Genomic DNA, 17,215 nt, shown 5'->3' with positions numbered 1-17,215 from the left:
AACTGGAAAAAGTCAATTTTTCACCCAATTTCGGCTCATAGAAACTCCTTTATACGCAACAAAACCGGAAATTCCGATCAAAGGACAGATTCTCCGGTTTTAATATTCTTTGTTGTAATACTCCATCATGGAATTAATAAAGAACTGTTCATTCATCTCCGCCTCATCATACGACTCCAGAAGAAAGCCGTACTCAAAGATCGAATCCTCTGTTTTTAACGGCAGTATTTTAAATTCTCTCCCTGAAAAGGACGGGATCAGATAAGAAGGTGCGATCAAAATTCCTACATTTTCACGGAGCATCTGTATCAGGGTCGAAAGATCGTGTGTCTCTGCCGCACATTTCGGATAGGCATTTCTTTTTGCATAAATTTTCACAAGCGACGTAGTAAACGACGAGTATGTAAAATGAGGAAGAATAAGATCCTCGCCAATAATGTCATCCAGTGTAAGTCCTTCTCTCTCCGAAAGCGGATGGTGTCTGTTCAGCATGACCACACCCGGTTCTTTCATCAGCGGCAGATACGTCAGTCCGTATAATTCCGTCGGCCGGAAACAGTACACAACATTACACGTCTTATCCTTAAGGGCCGACAGACAGGAAGTCAGACCCGTGGCAATCTCGATCGAAAGGCTGGATTTGGATGCCAGGAGTATGAGGTCCGTCGGAATAGAAGGCGTCAGAAAGTTTTCCTCCACCAGAATCATACTCTTCCTCCCGGTGTCTGCTGCCTGCTCCCGTATAAATGCCTCATAGTCTTCCACCTGCTGAAGCATCAGTTCACTCCTGGGCAGTATCCGCCTACCAAAATCTGTTAATTTTACCCCCTGTTTTGTTCGGATAAACAGTTGAGCCCCGAGTTTCTTTTCAAAATTCTGCATGGACTGGCTCAGTGTCTGCTGGGACATAAACAGCTCTCTGGCAGCTTTGGAGATACTCTGGAATTTTGCAATATAGATAAATTGTTTCAACTGTCTCATCAGCATAAGTCTGTCCTCACACACTATCATTACAAGTATTATAACAAACAAGTATGATATTTACAATGTAGTAAAAATATTAAAATATTATTTTTGTTACAAGATTTCTTTGTGACCAAAACACAATTATTTGTCAACACATTTTTTATACTGTTAGTGAAGAAAAATATTTGATGTTATAATACAATTATCTAAATTTACGAAAATCACCATATCGAAAGGAGAATGATCATGGGATTAAAAAGGCAAAGTGTTACCATCAACGGCGTTACAAAAATCGTAATGTTCAATCCCGAAACTGATACCCTCGCCGACGTGCTCAGAAGACACGGTTATCTCGGCGTAAAAGTAGGCTGCGGCAAAGGACAGTGCGGCGCCTGCAACGTGATTCTGAACGACAAACTGACCCGTTCCTGCGTTAAGAAAATGAGTACTGTGGAGGAATTCAGCACGATCGAGACCATCGAAGGTTTCGGAACAGCTGCCAACCTTCATCCGCTTCAGGTGGCATGGATGACGTACGGCGGCGTACAGTGCGGTTTCTGCACCCCCGGATTTATCGTCTCCGCCAAGGCACTGTTAGATCAGAATCCGGACCCTACCCGCGAGGAAGTGCGCCAGTGGTTTCAGAAAAACCGGAATGTCTGCCGATGCACCGGATACCATCCGCTGGTTGACGCTGTGATGGCTGCCGCTGCAGTCATGCGCGGAGAGAAGTCAATCGACGAAATCACTTACAAAGGAGAAGAAAGTGTCTACGAAAGCAGAATGCCGCGTCCGACGGCTCTTGCAAAAGTTCTGGGACAGATGGATTACGGAGACGACGTGAGACATCACATGCCGGAGGAAACGCTTCATGTGGCAATCATTCAGCCGAGGAAATACTCTCATGCACGGATCAGAGGCATCGATACTTCTGCTGCCGAGAAGATGCCGGGCGTCGTAAAGATCGTGACGGCAAAAGACGTAAAAGGTACGAATCGGATGCTGGAGCCTCTCCCCCACCCTACCTGCACCATGGCGGGAAATGAATGCAAACTGATCTGTGACGACACGATTTATCATTACGGAGACCTGGTCGGCTGCGTGATCGCCGACAGCAACGAACACGCCCGCGCCGCCGCTGCAGCCGTTGTCGTCGACCTGGAACCGCTGCCGGAATACCGGAACTATCTTGATGCCGTCGCAGTTGGCGCACAGAGCATCTATGAGAAATCGCCGACGAATATCTATATGAAACAACCCGTTCTGAAAGGTGAAGACACCAGAGAGGTCATCGATGATTCCTACTGTTCTGTAGAGGGCAGCTTCTATGCACAGCACGAGCCGCACCTGTCTGTGGAGGGCGAAGTGCTGCAGTGTTACTACGATACCGATGGAAATGTCGTCGTACACTGCAAGACGCAGGCACTCGACTGGAACCGTTCGGCAATCGCAGACGGCATCGGTGTGCCGGTAGAAAACCTTCGCCTGGTCATGAACCCGGCAGGCGGTGCATTTGGCTGGGCATGTCATCCGGCAGGTCCCGCAATGATCGCAATCTGTATGCTGGCAGTCGATCGTCCTGTCACCTGTACATTAACATATGAAGAGTTTATGCATTACAGTGGAAAAAGAACGGCGTCTTATACGAATGCCCGCCTTGCCTGTGACGAAAACGGTAAGCTGAGCGCTCTTGAATTTGATATCGGATGCGACCACGGTCCTTATTTCTCCGATGCATATCCGGAGCTGGAAGCCATGGTCCGTTTTCCGGGTTACCCGTATGTGGTCCCGAACATTCGCGGACTTGCCAGAATGGCCGTCACCAATCACGCATTCGGCGTCGCCTACCGCGGACTCGGTTCTCCTCAGTGTTATACCAGCTTTGAAGCGCTGATTGATATGCTGGCTGAAAAAATGGGCGAGGATCCCTTCGAGTTCCGCTATAAAAATGTGGCACGTCCGGGAGAGACGACCACGAACAGCCGCCCGTACCGCCAGCCGTCCATCGATAAGCTGATGGAGGCGATGCGCCCGCATTATGAAGCGGCCAGAAAGTCGATTGAGGGAAGGGAAACGGAAGACAAGGCATACGGAATCGGTATCAGCTGCGGCGGTTTCATGAGTAATATCGGTGCAAATGATCACTCCGAATGCGCGCTGGAACTCAACCCCGACGGCAGCATTACACATTATAACACCTGGGAAGACGTAGGCCAGGGCGGTGACATCGGTACACTCACCCACACCGCAAAATGTCTGGAACCTTTAGGCATCACCCCTGACCGGATCCATTTAGTCATGAATGATACGCACCGCTGTCCGGACAGCGGCATCGCTGCCGGCAGCCGAAGCCATTTCATGGTCGGAAACGCGACGATCCACGCGGCCGAACAGCTGATGGATGCCATGAGAAAACAGGACGGCACTTACAGAACTTACGATGAAATGGTCGCAGAAGGTATCCCAACCTGGTATAAGGGTGTCTATGACTGTACCGGTACGGCAGAGGGCATTGATTTCAAGACCGGAGAAGGCGACCCGAATAATACCATGAATTACGGATGCTTTATGGCTGTCACAGAAGTAGACAAAAAGACAGGCGCTGCAAAGGTGATTAAAGTGGTCATCACTGCAGATGTCGGTGTGATCGGCAACCAGCTGGCAGTCGAGGGGCAGGCCTACGGCGGAATTTCACATACCATAGGCTATGCACTGAAGGAAGAATATGATGATGTGAAAAAAAGCGGCTCGATCGCAGGCGCCGGAGTCCCCTATATCGAGGATATCCCGGATGATATTCAGGTATATTATTATGAAGACAACCCAAGAGAACACGGACCGCACGGTTCCTCCGGATGCGCCGAGCTGTTCCAGTCCTCCGGCCACATGAGCGTCATCAACAGCATCTATGACGCCGTCGGTGTCAGAATCTATGAACTGCCTGCAAGACCGGAAAAAATCAAAGCGGCAATGGACGCAAAGGCAGAGGGCAGAGAAATGAAGCCATACCGTTACTTCCTCGGCTCCGATATGTTTGACACGATCGAGGAAATCTCAGAACTTTAAAACAGACCGCAGAGCACGGAGGATGGAGGGAACCATGGATATTGAAAAATACAGAGATTACGCTGATGACTGTTTCAGGGACACGCCGCCTCCGTGTTCATCAAAGTGTCCGTTCGGCCTCGATGTGCGCAAGTTCATCGAAAAGATGCAGAACGGTAAATACAAAAGTGCACACAGAATCTACCGAAACGCCGTCATGTTCCCGGGCATCGTGAGTACATTGTGCGATGCCCCCTGTGAACATGCATGTGTCCGCGCCTCAGCGGACCGCGCCGTCCGTCTTAAGAAGCTGGAGGCCTTCTGCCATCAGGAGACCGGCGGAAAACCTCAGAGATACACTCTCCCCAGAAAAGAACAGCGCATCACTGTGATCGGAGCCGGACTGAGCGGACTTGCCTGTGCGCTTCGCATGGCGTCGAGGGGATACCATGTCACAGTGTTTGAGAAGGGTACATCCATCGGCGGGTCCGCCCTGCAGAAGATGGATCCGGCAATGTGCCTTTCTGACCTGGAAAATGAATTCAGCCCTTATAACTGTACGTTCATCACAGAAAAGGATATTACGTCTTTAGATGAAGTACTGCCGGATGCAGACGCAGTCTATGTTGCGACGGGCGAAGGCGGAGAAGATTTTGATCTTCTCCGCGATAACGTTCAGCCGGAAACCCTGGGGACCTCTATCCCCGGCGTATTCTTAGGCGGACAGAGAAGAACCGGCGGCAGCCTGATGGAAGCGATGACCGACGGTATCAACGCAGCGGATTCGATTGAAGTATACTTTAAACTCGGAAACACAGACTACACCTTCAAACACACGGGAAGTGTCCCGCCGGATGGACGGTATTATGATCTGCCCTATGATTTTTCAAAACCCTCTTCTTCAGACGGGGATGAATTTGATCCTGCCGAAGAAGCCGGGCGCTGTTTGCGCTGTAACTGCAGCAAATGTTACGACGTCTGTCCGCTGATGCAAACTGACGGACGCTACCCAAAGAAGATGTGCACAGATATCGTAACGACACTGAAGCCCAATGCCACCAGACGTCCGGCTGTTCGCATGATCGCCAGCTGCACCTTCTGCGGAAAATGCAAAGAAGTCTGTCCTGAACATATCGACATGGGCGTATGCTTAAAATCCGCCCGGAAAGACCTCTTTGCAGACGGTCATTTTGCCCTGGCACTTCACGACTACTGGATGCAGGATCTGGACTTTTGCCTGTCCGGGGATTCTTACCTCGTATGGTCACCCAAACAGGAGAAAAAAAGCGATGTCGTCTTTTTTCCGGGATGTCAGCTGAGCGCCTCATCGCCGGGTCTTGTCCGGCACGCATATGAATATCTTACAGCAGCCGCCGACAATCCCGCACTGTATCTCGGATGCTGCGGAATTCCGGCAGAATGGGCGGGGGATACGGCGCGCAGGCAGGAAGTGACTGACCGGATCTGCGCCGAGTGGGAACACCTCGGCAGACCATTGTTCGTACTGGCATGCACCGCCTGTCAGGTCAATCTGAAACAATATTGCCCCGAGATACAGACGATTTCTCTGTACCGTTATATGGACATGTATCCGGAACATCTGCCTCTGCCGGCAATAAAATTATCGGAAAAGATACAGCTGTTCGATCCGTGCGGCTCCGCAGATGACCCCAAAACCCGTCAGTCCGTGCGTCGTCTGGCTCACAGATACGGCTGCCAGTCTGACGATTCTCCTGAAGTTTGCGGCTGCTGCGGCTTTGGCGGACACATCTATCCGACGAATCCGAAACTATTTGACTCTTTTGCCCAGACACAGACGGATCTGACGGATTCTGAGATCATAACATACTGTGCAAACTGCAGAGATATCTTTGCCGCCCAGGGCAGAGAGTGCCGGCACCTTCTTGATCTGATCTTCGGATTCGATGACAGCAAACGGCAGCCTCCCACTCTGGACGAGCGCCGGGATAACCGCAGGCTGCTGAAACAACATATTACGGGAGGCGATTTCGTGAAACAGCAAAGTTATCTGAAGATTGACATCTGCGAACAGCTTCAGAAAAAACTGGACCGGCTGCTGATCCGCGGTGAGGAAGTGATAAAAACGATTGAGGCCGGCGAAGAAAGCGGCAGAAAACTCTATGACCGCGGGAAAAATCTGTACTATGTACATCACCGGTTTAAGAATATAACGGTCTGGGTCGTGTATGCCATGGCAGACGATACGATCTCTGTCAGGGACGTATACAGTCACCGCGTGGATATCAGGGAGGGATGATGATGGAGTGCTGCAAATGCGGCGTGGAACTGCAAATGAAGAAAACAATCTTTGTCTATCTGGAACATGAGATGTATCATGAGGTGCCCTGCTGCCCCGTGTGCGGACAGGTCTATATCCCGGAAGAACTGGCAAACGGCAAGATCGCCGCTGTGGAAATGGAATTAGAGGATAAGTAAAAGGAGGCTGTTATGATCAGACATCCCGGAGGAACCGCACAGACGAAAAAACTGCTCACACTGTCGGGCATCAGACCGCCTGCCCGTATCCTGGATCTTGGCGCGGGCGACGGGGATACCGTTGCCCTGCTGCGCTCCCGGACCTTTGACGCCACAGGCCTGGATCTCCGGTCAGACGGCAGCACTGAGACCGGAGATTTCCTGAACGCACCCTATCCGGATCAGAGCTTCGATGCCGTTATCTCCGAATGTGCCATGTTTGTATCCGGCGACCGCCAAAAAGCAGTCACCGAAGCTTTCCGGCTGCTCCGGGACGGCGGCAGATTTCTATACGCGGATGTATGGTTCGAACCTGAAGCGGACATACGCTCCCTGCTTGAACACAGTGGGTTTCATATCACCGCCATGGAGGACGTAACACCCGAATGGCAGCGATACTACCTGAACTGTATCTGGGAGGGGACCTTTGAAAAACCGGCCTGCGAGATACCGAAGGGGAAGTGCCGGTATTATTTGATTGTAGGCGAAAAGATTTCAGAATACAAATAACAGAGCCTTAAAATTACGGGAGATATTATGCAAAGGAGCTGGTAAAATGATACGTTTAAACATGAATTATATCTCACGCATGGGCGAATGTGACCCAAAACTGCCGATCGTCACGTCTGCCAATGAGGTGAAAAATGATCCCGGCTGGTCTCATCCAATTCATTCACATAACAGCTCTGTTGAGATTATCTTAATCACCGAAGGACTGGGAATTCTTACGTATAAGGAAAAAGAATATCTGACGGTAAAAGGAGATGTCCTGGTAATGAACCCCGGTGTTCTGCACGGTGAAAAATCGGATCCTTACAGCCCCCGTGGTTCCGTTGCTATCAGAATGAACAATCTTCATATAGAAGGAATGCCCGAAAATCATATCCTTCCAAACTCTCAGGTACCCATTCTGAAGTCCGGCGAGGCCTTTGACATCTTTCTTTCTTTGATGAATACAATTCATGTGAACTTTGAAAAGCGCCAAACTACGTTCAGTGCTGCCGGCCAGCATCTTCTGGTCTGTCTGTTAAAGCTGCTGCAATATTTCCCCAATTCGTACTCTGAATTGACACAGAAGGATTTAAACGACGAAGATATCAAAGATCTGCCTGTCAATATCAAACAGTATATCGATGAAAATTACATGAGAAATATTCGTCTGGAGGATATCTCCCGTGATTTGCATTTTAGTCAATACTATATCTCCCACATCTTTAAAGAATATTTTAACCTGACAATCAGTCAGTACATAGCGAACAGACGTATCGGGGAAGCACAGAGGCTGCTGACAGATACTGCGCTGCCGATCAAAGAAATCGCCCATATCGTAGGCTATGAAAATCTTACACATTTTTACGCCATGTTTAAAAAGATTAAGGGCTGTTCCCCGGGTATATTTAGAGTACCCGATGTATGATACAAAAAAAGAGTGCCGAAAACTGAATCGTCTCACGGCACTCTTCTGCTATGCTACTCTTGATTGGACACGACAACGACCTTCATACTCTCCGGCGTCATGCTTGTACGAATAGCAGTCTCATAATCATCCAGATCGAACTTGTGACTGATAAATTTGGACCAGGGGAAATCCTTCTCGTGGCGAAGCATCATTTCCATCGTGGGACGATACCCTGTGACGGCATGATTGTTCATCCCCACAATTCTGATATTTTTCGCACAGATTTTATGCATATTGATTTCAATCCCACCCACATCCACAAAATGACCAGCTTCCAAATAGACTCCGCATTTTGCAATCATCTCAAGGCCTTCCGGCACCACAGACGGAACCCCGGAGCACTCGCATACTACATTGGCTCCTATTCCATGAGAAGCCTGCTTAACGATATCAATTCGCTCCTCAGCCGATGTCTTCAGGACATTTAAGCACAGATCCGCACCAAATGCTTTTGCCAGTTCCAGTTTATAATCTGAAATATCGGTTACAATGATTTTTCCTGCGCCCATCATCCGGGCTTTAATCACATGTGCAAGCCCGAGCGGTCCGCAGCCCTGTATCACTACCACTCCGCCGAAGGCAAATCCCTCACCGTCAAATGCAAACAGCTCTTTTGCCTTATCGAGTGTGTACGTCACGCACATGAGCTCTGTCAATGTTGCCATATCCGTTGAAAGCTGATCTGGCACCTTGTAAACGTATGATTTTGGAAAAACATACATATATTCAGAAAACGCACCGAATAAATGAGGCGCTGTATCTGCGCACAGGCTATTTCCATAGCACTGACGGTTTATACTGTCACACCATGGGTACCATGGTGCATGCCTGCACCAGTAACATTCGCCGCAAACGATATCCGGACAGAATGTTACCCTGTCACCCACCCGCAGGGGCTCGCCGTTGTAATCAACTTCAAAACTGTTTTCCGCTATTTCGTCGATAATTCCAACACCTTCATGTCCCTGAATAAGCGGAAATGGTGTTTCAAAAGCCGATTCTGTGCCGGTATTCTGTTTTACCTCGCCTTTAAACGTATGTTTGTCTGTACCGCAGATTCCGCATTGAAGGTTCTTAATGACCATACCTCCGCCTGGAGCCAGGTCCGGATACGGATACCGCCTGATTTCGATCTTTCCCGGTCCCGTAAGCACCGCCGCTTTTACTGTTTTCTGCATATAACTTCCTCCCTGCACGATAACATATCCAGGTGTTTTTTTAATGCCACGTCAGATATTCCTTTGCATTCTCAATAGTCACCGTGTCACATCCAGTGTCGATATATGTCTCTTCTATCTCCTGCCCGTTTAAGTATGCGTCTGCCATCTCAACGCAAAGCTTTGTCATGGTCGCAGGTTTTTGCGCGATCGTTGCATCAATCGTACCTTCGATAATTTTCTGGGCTGCGTCAGGCTGACCGTCAAATCCGCAGATCTGGATTTGTTCGCGCTTGCCGGCTGCCTCAACTGCCTGACCCGCGCCGATTGCCATCATATCGTTGCAGCAGAAGATACCTGCAAGATCCGGATGTGCCATCAGCATGTTTTCTGTCACTTCCATCCCCTTTGAAATCTCACAGTTTGCATATTCTACCGCTACGACTTCGATGTCAGGATAGTTTTTAATCTCATCGACGAATCCCTGCATACGCTGCGTCGTGGACACGTTGCCTGCATATCCATCCAAAACCACCACTTTTCCGGATTTCACATTTTCGCCAACCCAGACAGCCCCCGTACGCCCGCCTTCATAGTTGTTTGTCCCTGCAAATGCAATATTCTTACAGGAATCTGCCGCTTCACCCGCATCGGTGTCGACCAGAAATGTAGGGATTCCCTGTTCAAATGCTTTGTTGACTACATCCACACATGCAGCGCCGTCACATGGGCACAGAATCAGTGCATCAATTCCCTGTTCAATAAAAGCTTCCACAATACTGATTTGTTTGTCTACCTCTGTCTCGGCATCGCCCGCGTTGATCAATACTTCATAGCCGAGTGCTTCGCCTGCTGCCTTCCCCGCATCGCACATGGCGACAAAATAGGGATTGTTTAAACATTTCGGTACAATTGCGAGTTTTTTCTTTTCCGATGAATCCGAGGCTTTTTCCAAAGCGGCGTCCGCATCCGCAGTCTCCTCCTGATCAGCGGCTGCAGCATCGTCCGGTGCATTATCGGTGCCTTCGTCGCTTTTCCCTGTGCATCCCGCGAGAAGCGAACAGAGCATACATATCGTCATCAGTATAGCCAATGTCTTTTTCATTTCATTTTCTCCTTTGTAATTTTACAAAATACTTACATTAAAAGATACTCATTTATTTGCGCTGAGTCTTTTGCGTGTGATGTCCAAAGAAACAGCGGCGACTATAATTGCACCCACGACCATCTGCGTAAAAAAGCTCTGAACGCCCAGCAGAACCAATCCGTTTCTTATAATAGCAACAATGATTGCACCGATGATCGTGCCAAAGATCCCTCCTTCCCCGCCTGTGATCGATGTTCCGCCAATGACTGTTGCTGCAACCGCCTCCATCTCATAGCTTTGTCCCGCCGTGGGCTGGGCCGCGCTTAATCTGGACAAATATACAACAGCCGCGATTCCCATGCAGATTCCCGACGCCACATAAACCGTAATCGTCGTCCGCTCAATATGAACACCGGAAAGACGAGCAGTCTCTGCATTGCTTCCGATTGCGAAAATATGTCTTCCTATCGCTGTCTGCGTCAACATAATATGGGCGATCATTCCAATTATCACAAATACGTATACCGGAAACGGAATGGAAAACAGAAATCCCTGACCGATATACTTAAAACTTCCGTGTGAGATCGCTACCTGTGTTGAATTTGTCATCCACAGGGCCAATGCACGCACGATGTACAGTGAACCCAGCGTGACAATAAACGGCGGAATTTTAACATACGCTACCAATACCCCGTTGTATAATCCGATCACTGCCCCGGCTGCCAGTGCGGCTCCGATCCCCAGCCACATATTCCCGGTCGCATTGATCGTGAGTCCTGCGCATACGCAGCTGAGTGCCAGGCTGGACCCCTGTGACAAGTCGATGCCTCCCGTGATAATCACAAAGGTCATGCCGATACCCATAAGTGCATAGACAGATGCCTGACGCAATACCTGCATAATATTGTCAAACTGCATAAAACTGTCGGTGGTAATCCAGAGCAGGAGGATGATCACGAGTAACGGCAACAGTGAGCCTGCTCCGGAAGCACTGTTCATCGATCTGTTAATTTTTCCCAATACATTTCTCTTTGTTTTAGATTTATCCATTCGCTCATTCCCCCCCTAACGCATGGTACATGATTGCCTCCTGCGTAGCCTCTCTTCTGTCTAACACGCCTGTGACCCTGCCTTCATGAAACACCACAGTCCGATCACACACACCCAGTATCTCAGGTAATTCAGAAGAAATGACAACAACCGCATTTCCAGCAGCAGCCAGCATGTTGATCATGCCATAGATCTCGCTTTTGGCGCCTACATCAATACCACGGGTCGGTTCATCAAAAAAATATACACTGGAATCCGCGCAGAGCCATTTCGCAAATACAACCTTCTGCTGATTCCCGCCGCTCAGGTATTTGACCTGCTGAAAGAGAGTGGGGGTTTTAATGTTCAGTCGTTCTCTATAGTCTTCTACAGCCTTTCTCTCTGTTTTTCTGTTGATAAACGGACCTTTTTTGAATTTTTTCAGTGAAGCAAAAATAGTGTTCCAGCAAACCGACTGATTTAAAATCAGTCCCTCTTCCTTACGGTTTTCGGGAAGTAATCCAATCCTGTTTTTGATTGCATCCCTGGGACTTTTAATTCTAACCTCCCTTCCGTCTATTCTGACTGTTCCCGCCGATCTGTGTATTGCGCCAAAAACGGCTTTTGCCGTCGTCGTACGTCCCGACCCTACCAAACCGGAAAATCCAACGACTTCGCCGCGTCTGACCTGAAAGCTGATATCGTATATTAAACCGGGAACTGATAACCCCTCCGCCTCGAGTAAAACGTCCCCGATCTCTGCATTTCTGGCAGGAAATTTCTGATCCAGCGTACGGCCTACAATCAGCGCAATGATTTCATCCATATCCAGCTTTGTTACATCCTCAATAGAAGAAACAAATTCGCCGTCCCGCAGCACGGAGCCGCTGTTGCCGATTCGTTTTATTTCCTCCATGCGGTGCGAGATATACAGGAAGGTGATTCCTTTTTCCTGCATTTTTTTTACGATATCAAATAAATTATCGATTTCATTATCCGATAACGCAGAAGTTGGTTCATCCAGTATCACGATCTGTGGGTTTTGCGAAAACATTTTTACGATCTCGACAATCTGCTGCTGGGCAACCGACAGTTGGTTTATCTTTGCTTTCGGATCAATCTCGATCCCCAGTTCTTTGCACCAGCGCGTACATTCGCTGTACATTCTGTTCCAGTCAATGAAACCGAATTTATTCTTTATTTCTCTGGTCAAAAATACATTTTCAGCCACCGATAAATGTGGGACGAGACTGTTTTCCTGAAAAACAGTGCCGATCCTCAGCTTCTGTGCCTCAACGATATCTCCGATTGTCACTTTCTCTCCATTGATTAATATTTCACCGCTGTCGGCATGATAAACACCCGTGAGAATCTTAATCAATGTTGATTTTCCAGCACCGTTCTCACCCAGCAGACAATGTACCTCCCCACGTTTGATACTGAAAGATATGTCGTTTAAAGCGACAACGCCGGGGAATGTTTTCGTAATATTCTTAAAGCTTACTATTGCATCTGTTCTGACTTCGCTCAAAACAATCACCTCAATTCGGCTTATTTCCAGGGCTCGATCAGAACCTTGTTGCAGTCATCCGTCATACTGAATTTTACGGCCTCATTGATCTGGTCCTGCGGGAACCTGTGCGTAAAATACTTTAACCATGGGAAATCATTCAGGTGTTTTACCATCATATCCATGGTCGCCCTGTATCCGGGCAGCGCATTTTCAGTCATACCGATAATCCTAAGATTCTTTGAGCAAACTTTGTGCATGTTGATGGAAGAATTGCCGACTTCCGCAAACATACCCGGCTCCAGATAAGTGCCGCATTTTCTGAGATACTCCAGGCCTTCCGACACCACTGCCGGCACACCCGTGCATTCCACGACGACATCCGCGCCAAGTCCGCGTGTCCTGGATTTCACAAAATCAATGCGGTCTTTTTCTTCTGTAGTCGTAACATTCAACGTATAGTCAGCACCGAATTCTTTTGCCAGTTTAAGCTTGTATTCAGATTTATCCGTCACAATAATCGTTTTGACACCCAGCATGCGCGCCTTAATCACGTGAGCCAGACCGATGGGACCTGCGCCCTGAATGACCACAGTCGCACCGAAGGGCAGTCCATCCATATGAAAAGAATTTGTGTTCATTGCCGTATCGAATACATAGGTGACTGTCATGATCTCAACCAGGCAGGCAAGCTCATCCGGCAATTCATCCGGTAACTTAAAGAGATAGGAACCCGGCCGAATCGTCATGAAACGTGAGAAGGCGCCGTAAATCTCGTCCGGGGCATGATCACCGTTTATGATACCGCCGTTGTTCCCATAAACGCCTCTGCCCTCCCCTTCACACCAGGTATACCAGGAAGCATGCCGGCACCAGAAACAGCTGCCGCATACGATGACCGGTGAAAAAGTGACACGATCACCCACGTGAAGTTCTTCGTGATCGTAGGAAAGAGTTTTTGAACCTTCTTCGTCGATTTCTTCGATAATGCTGAAGGCTTCATGCCCCTGGTGCAAAGGAAATTGAATCGTATACTCTAAATTTGTGCCTGCAAACTGAGTGGTCTCGCCGCGGTATGTATGTTTATCAGTACCGCATACTCCGCACAATTTGTTTCTCAGTATGGCTCCGCCCTTCTGTAACTTCGGATAGGGCATATCCTGAATCACAATGTTTCCGGGACCTAAGGTTACTGCAACTTTGTTTTTCTCCATGGCTTCCTCCAATACATGTGTATGGGTTTTGTGCAACATTACCAGCCGCCGGCGTTTGGTTATTTTCATTATATGAAACCTGTACAATTTTTTAAATAATATACATTGTTATCAATCTTATGGTATTTTGCTGTGCAGACTTCTTTACACGATATTTTTTATGTAGTTTGCTACTGGAGGTTAATCAGTTATTTATATATTTTGTTATTCTTTTTGTGTTTTTTTGCGATTTTTTCCGCGAGCTGCGCATTGATGCACGAAGTGCATTTTATTACACAGGAGATTCCGGAGGAGTTTCCTGTGTAATAGAACAAAGTGTGCTGAGCATACTCTCAACTCCAAATCAAAAATGAAATTTACAAAAAACATGCTGGCATGAATGTAACGATCAGTAAAGCTGCCCATCTGCAATATCTCAGGTCTTTGTAAGCCCTTACTGTAATCCGCGTGCCAATAGAAAAGCGCTGCCGGTGGCATTACTGATACGTCCGGGCTTCACCGCATCGCCGATGGGATAGAGCCGCGGAAAATGTCCGTCGCACTCTTTTTCCAATGCGTTGTTGCTGCGCACGCCTATCGCCAGTACAGTCACATCGGTGCGGATCTCCTCCGACACACCGTCCTTACGGGTCAGATAGAGCATTCCGCAGCCTATACGCTCAAGCTTTCTGCCGGGCAGAAACCGCACCCCGCCCTTTTTCAGCCGTTCAATGACATCAGAGGCATTGACCGGATAAGCGCCGGGGGCAATTTTTTCCGCCATCTCGATTATGGTGACGGTATTCCCCTGGTTCACCAGAAGCTCCGCTGTTTCAAGCCCAGTCATACCGGAGCCTACCACTGCAATATCCCTGCCGGAGTACTTCCTTTCTCCTGTCAGGATTGGCGTCACTGTCATCACTGCGTCCGATTCGGAGCCGGGGATTTTCGGGGCAGCCGCCTCTCCGCCGGTGGCGAGGAACACGGCATATGGATGAAAGCTTTCAATGATCTCCCTGTCAGCATTTATATTGTACTGAATGTCCGCGCCTTGCCGGATAGCCTGACGCGTCAGATACTCAATCAGCCAGCCGATTTTCTCCTTGAGCGGAGGGGCCTTCGCAAGAATCAACTGTCCACCCGGGGCAGAACCCTGCTCCAGCACAGTCACCTTAAAGTCCCGCGCCGCCAGCTCCCTGGCCGCTGTCAGCCCAGCCGGCCCGGCGCCCACGACAACCACCGGCCGCTGTCCCCCGTCTCTGGGCAAAGTATGGGAGTAAATGCTCTCCCGGCAGGCACGGGGATTGACCGCGCACTCCACCGGCCTGCCATTCATAATGTTCTCCTGAAAAGCCTCCATGCAGCGCAGGCAGCAGATACAGCGGTTAATGTCATCACTCCTCCCCTCCATTGCTTTTTTCGCCCACTCCGGATCGGACAGATAGGAACGCCCCATAGCAATAAAGTCCTGCGTCCCCTCTGCCAGCTGCTCCTCCGCCTGCTCCGGCGTTCGAATCAAATTGGCTGCAATGACAGGTATTTTGACCTGATCCTTGACTGCTTTCGCCAGATACTTCCTCCAGCCGGGAGGGAAGCTTATGGGTTCGCAGGAGGTCTGCGCCGTATCATAGCTGCCGCTGCTGACATTGAGCACATCAACGCCGAAGCTCTCCAGCATTTTAGCCATCTCCACACCCTCGTCCAAGAGGATTCCCTGTCCGGGATAGCCAATCATATCGTAGAACTCCTCCACAGAAAGACGCACGCTGATGGGGAAATCAGAGCCACATTCCTCACGGATGCCCCCGATGATTTCCTTCAAAAGCCGCATCCTGTTTTCCAGAGAGCCGCCGTATTCATCCTCGCGGCGGTTGGTGTAAGAGCTTAAAAACTGCTGGATCAGATAGCCGTGGGTGGCGTGAAGCTCCACCCCGTCGGCTCCGGCCTTCTTCGCCCGTCCCGCTGCCGCTCTGAATTGACCGATCAGCGTTTTAATCTGCAAAATGGTCATGGGAACTGTTTTCTGATTGCGGATGGGATTGTCCGCTAGTCCGCAGGGAACGGCGCTGGGGGCCAGGAGGGGCTTCATGTACTTCTTCATGCGCTTCGCGGTCTTAGGATCGTCTATCGCAGAAGCGTCAAACTTTCCGGCCACCTTGAAATATAAATCCCAATAAGACGGGAATACCCGCGCCATGCGCTCATTAAACTGCCACACGGTGGGAAAGAGGGCCACATTCTGCCGTCCGGGATGATAAAGCTGTACAAACATCCTGGCACCGTGGGCGTGAACACGCTCCACAGCCTTGCGAAGCGGCTCGATATACCGGTCGTGGGACATGGACAGCATGCTGGGGTAGGCGACGGCGTCCGTCTCGTTCACGCGGCTGCATTCTGTAATGATGAGCCCCGTACCTCCGGCTGCACGCTCCTCATAATAAGCGGCAAGAGCGTTGCTGACCGCTCCGTCATGTCTGGCGAGTCCAACGCACATGGCGGTCATAACCAGGCGGTTTTTAATTTGAACTGAGCCAATATTCATAGGGGAAAACAATTTAGGATAATCCATATTCTGTACCTCATTTCTATTCTTTTAGTGGATGCCGTGATAAGCTCCCATACCGCTCTGACCAACCCCGCCAAAGGCCAATCCCACGTCCACAAGGACGGTAGGTTCTATCTTAAGCGCCGATGGATCGGAACGCCCGCCGCTTAAGATTGTCACGCCATCCATAAGCCCCAGCAGACGTTCAAAATGCCGCCTGCTGATAATGCGCGGATACTTGGAATTTGTGAGCGGGTCTCCTGCTATCTTCCGACACTGCACTGCAAACTCCCCGCAAAACTGATCCTTCACCTTCTCATCCACCAGCGCGTAGTCCGGAGCAATGCACGCCTGCCCGCTGTTCATAATCTTGCCATATGCAATATTTTTGGCAGTCTCCCGAACATCGGAATCGGCGGTGACAATGCAGGGGCTTTTCCCTCCCAGTGCCGTGGCAATATATTTCTCCGGAAAGGCGCGGGATATGATTTCCCAGCCGCTATCGCCCCGATGAGCGGCTGCATAGTCAGTGAAAGCGGGTAGTTCCACGGCGATATGATCAGCACGATCCCATAAGGCTCCACCAGCTCATAGGCCTTTCCGGGCAGGCCGGTAATGCCTGCTGCTTTGGAGCGAGGCTTCATCCAGCCTTTCAGCCTGCGCTCAACATGAGTGATCTGCCTGTGCAGTAATTTCTCGTAACTCATCATAACACCTCACAATTATTA

General features: G+C 49.4%; 14 protein-coding genes. 5 read left to right on the top strand and 9 right to left on the bottom strand.

What is annotated here, in order from left to right; all coding sequences use genetic code 11:
- Nucleotides 1–99: 99 nt before the first annotated feature.
- Nucleotides 100–987 (bottom strand): LysR family transcriptional regulator, encoded by an 888-nt coding sequence (locus tag NQ502_RS17975; protein WP_028528890.1) that lies wholly within the window; start codon nt 985–987, stop codon nt 100–102.
- Nucleotides 988–1,212: 225 nt separating this feature from the next.
- Between NQ502_RS17975 and NQ502_RS17970 the strand changes: the two genes are divergently transcribed.
- Genes NQ502_RS17970 through NQ502_RS17950 form a run of 5 tightly spaced genes read left to right on the top strand, consistent with a single transcriptional unit; the run spans nt 1,213 to nt 7,924 of the window.
- Nucleotides 1,213–4,032 (top strand): molybdopterin-dependent oxidoreductase, encoded by a 2,820-nt coding sequence (locus tag NQ502_RS17970; RefSeq protein ID WP_028528889.1) that lies wholly within the window; start codon nt 1,213–1,215, stop codon nt 4,030–4,032.
- A 34-nt stretch (nt 4,033–4,066) separates the two neighbouring features.
- Nucleotides 4,067–6,289 (top strand): pyridine nucleotide-disulfide oxidoreductase/dicluster-binding protein, encoded by a 2,223-nt coding sequence (locus tag NQ502_RS17965; RefSeq protein WP_028528888.1) that lies wholly within the window; start codon nt 4,067–4,069, stop codon nt 6,287–6,289.
- Nucleotides 6,290–6,291: 2 nt separating this feature from the next.
- A complete protein-coding gene (locus NQ502_RS17960; protein ID WP_156887908.1) occupies nt 6,292–6,468 on the top strand; it encodes a DVU_1557 family redox protein in 177 nt (58 codons plus the stop codon).
- Nucleotides 6,469–6,480: 12 nt separating this feature from the next.
- Complete coding sequence (locus NQ502_RS17955; RefSeq protein ID WP_049898177.1) at nt 6,481–7,017, top strand: class I SAM-dependent methyltransferase; 537 nt, start codon at nt 6,481–6,483, stop codon at nt 7,015–7,017.
- 46 nt (nt 7,018–7,063) lie between these two features.
- Nucleotides 7,064–7,924: an AraC family transcriptional regulator gene (locus tag NQ502_RS17950; RefSeq protein WP_028528886.1), complete on the top strand. Its 861-nt coding sequence runs from the start codon at nt 7,064–7,066 to the stop codon at nt 7,922–7,924.
- Between the two features lie 53 nt (nt 7,925–7,977).
- Here NQ502_RS17950 and NQ502_RS17945 read toward each other — a convergent pair whose 3' ends face one another.
- The 8 genes from NQ502_RS17945 to NQ502_RS17910 all read right to left on the bottom strand — a co-directional run bounded on the left by NQ502_RS17945 (nt 7,978) and on the right by NQ502_RS17910 (nt 17,197).
- Nucleotides 7,978–9,144: a zinc-binding dehydrogenase gene (locus tag NQ502_RS17945; RefSeq protein ID WP_028528885.1), complete on the bottom strand. Its 1,167-nt coding sequence runs from the start codon at nt 9,142–9,144 to the stop codon at nt 7,978–7,980.
- 40 nt (nt 9,145–9,184) lie between these two features.
- Entirely contained in the window at nt 9,185–10,228 is a 1,044-nt protein-coding gene (locus NQ502_RS17940) for a sugar ABC transporter substrate-binding protein (RefSeq protein WP_028528884.1), read from the bottom strand.
- 48 nt (nt 10,229–10,276) lie between these two features.
- Nucleotides 10,277–11,260, bottom strand: a complete 984-nt coding sequence (locus tag NQ502_RS17935; protein ID WP_028528883.1) for an ABC transporter permease — start codon at nt 11,258–11,260, stop codon at nt 10,277–10,279.
- A gap of 4 nt (nt 11,261–11,264) precedes the next feature.
- Nucleotides 11,265–12,770 (bottom strand): sugar ABC transporter ATP-binding protein, encoded by a 1,506-nt coding sequence (locus NQ502_RS17930; RefSeq protein ID WP_207637658.1) that lies wholly within the window; start codon nt 12,768–12,770, stop codon nt 11,265–11,267.
- 20 nt (nt 12,771–12,790) lie between these two features.
- Entirely contained in the window at nt 12,791–13,963 is a 1,173-nt protein-coding gene (locus NQ502_RS17925) for a zinc-dependent alcohol dehydrogenase (RefSeq protein WP_028528881.1), read from the bottom strand.
- A 433-nt stretch (nt 13,964–14,396) separates the two neighbouring features.
- Nucleotides 14,397–16,511: an NAD(P)/FAD-dependent oxidoreductase gene (locus NQ502_RS17920; RefSeq protein ID WP_028528880.1), complete on the bottom strand. Its 2,115-nt coding sequence runs from the start codon at nt 16,509–16,511 to the stop codon at nt 14,397–14,399.
- 24 nt (nt 16,512–16,535) lie between these two features.
- Nucleotides 16,536–16,913, bottom strand: a complete 378-nt coding sequence (locus tag NQ502_RS17915) for an aldehyde dehydrogenase family protein (protein WP_242830271.1) — start codon at nt 16,911–16,913, stop codon at nt 16,536–16,538.
- Nucleotides 16,850–17,197, bottom strand: a complete 348-nt coding sequence (locus tag NQ502_RS17910) for an aldehyde dehydrogenase family protein (RefSeq protein WP_148511930.1) — start codon at nt 17,195–17,197, stop codon at nt 16,850–16,852. Before NQ502_RS17910 ends, NQ502_RS17915 begins: the two co-directional genes overlap by 64 nt.
- Nucleotides 17,198–17,215 lie beyond the last annotated feature (18 nt).

This window comes from Ruminococcus gauvreauii (genome assembly GCF_025151995.1).
Taxonomy (GTDB): Bacteria; Bacillota; Clostridia; order Lachnospirales; family Lachnospiraceae; genus Ruminococcus_G; species Ruminococcus_G gauvreauii.
Note: the sequence above shows the minus strand (reverse complement) of the source record. Positions and strands in the feature narration are given on the sequence as shown.

Excerpts from the sequence above, each read along its gene's own strand:
- NQ502_RS17910 (WP_148511930.1), bottom strand. The coding sequence starts at position 17,197 with ATGATGAGTTACGAGAAATTACTGCACAGGCAGATCACTCATGTTGAG.
- NQ502_RS17940 (WP_028528884.1), bottom strand. The coding sequence starts at position 10,228 with ATGAAAAAGACATTGGCTATACTGATGACGATATGTATGCTCTGTTCG.
- NQ502_RS17970 (WP_028528889.1), top strand. The coding sequence starts at position 1,213 with ATGGGATTAAAAAGGCAAAGTGTTACCATCAACGGCGTTACAAAAATC.
- NQ502_RS17945 (WP_028528885.1), bottom strand. The coding sequence starts at position 9,144 with ATGCAGAAAACAGTAAAAGCGGCGGTGCTTACGGGACCGGGAAAGATC.
- NQ502_RS17935 (WP_028528883.1), bottom strand. The coding sequence starts at position 11,260 with ATGGATAAATCTAAAACAAAGAGAAATGTATTGGGAAAAATTAACAGA.
- NQ502_RS17920 (WP_028528880.1), bottom strand. The coding sequence starts at position 16,511 with ATGGATTATCCTAAATTGTTTTCCCCTATGAATATTGGCTCAGTTCAA.
- NQ502_RS17955 (WP_049898177.1), top strand. The coding sequence starts at position 6,481 with ATGATCAGACATCCCGGAGGAACCGCACAGACGAAAAAACTGCTCACA.
- NQ502_RS17960 (WP_156887908.1), top strand. The coding sequence starts at position 6,292 with ATGGAGTGCTGCAAATGCGGCGTGGAACTGCAAATGAAGAAAACAATC.
- NQ502_RS17950 (WP_028528886.1), top strand. The coding sequence starts at position 7,064 with ATGATACGTTTAAACATGAATTATATCTCACGCATGGGCGAATGTGAC.
- NQ502_RS17965 (WP_028528888.1), top strand. The coding sequence starts at position 4,067 with ATGGATATTGAAAAATACAGAGATTACGCTGATGACTGTTTCAGGGAC.
- NQ502_RS17975 (WP_028528890.1), bottom strand. The coding sequence starts at position 987 with ATGCTGATGAGACAGTTGAAACAATTTATCTATATTGCAAAATTCCAG.
- NQ502_RS17925 (WP_028528881.1), bottom strand. The coding sequence starts at position 13,963 with ATGGAGAAAAACAAAGTTGCAGTAACCTTAGGTCCCGGAAACATTGTG.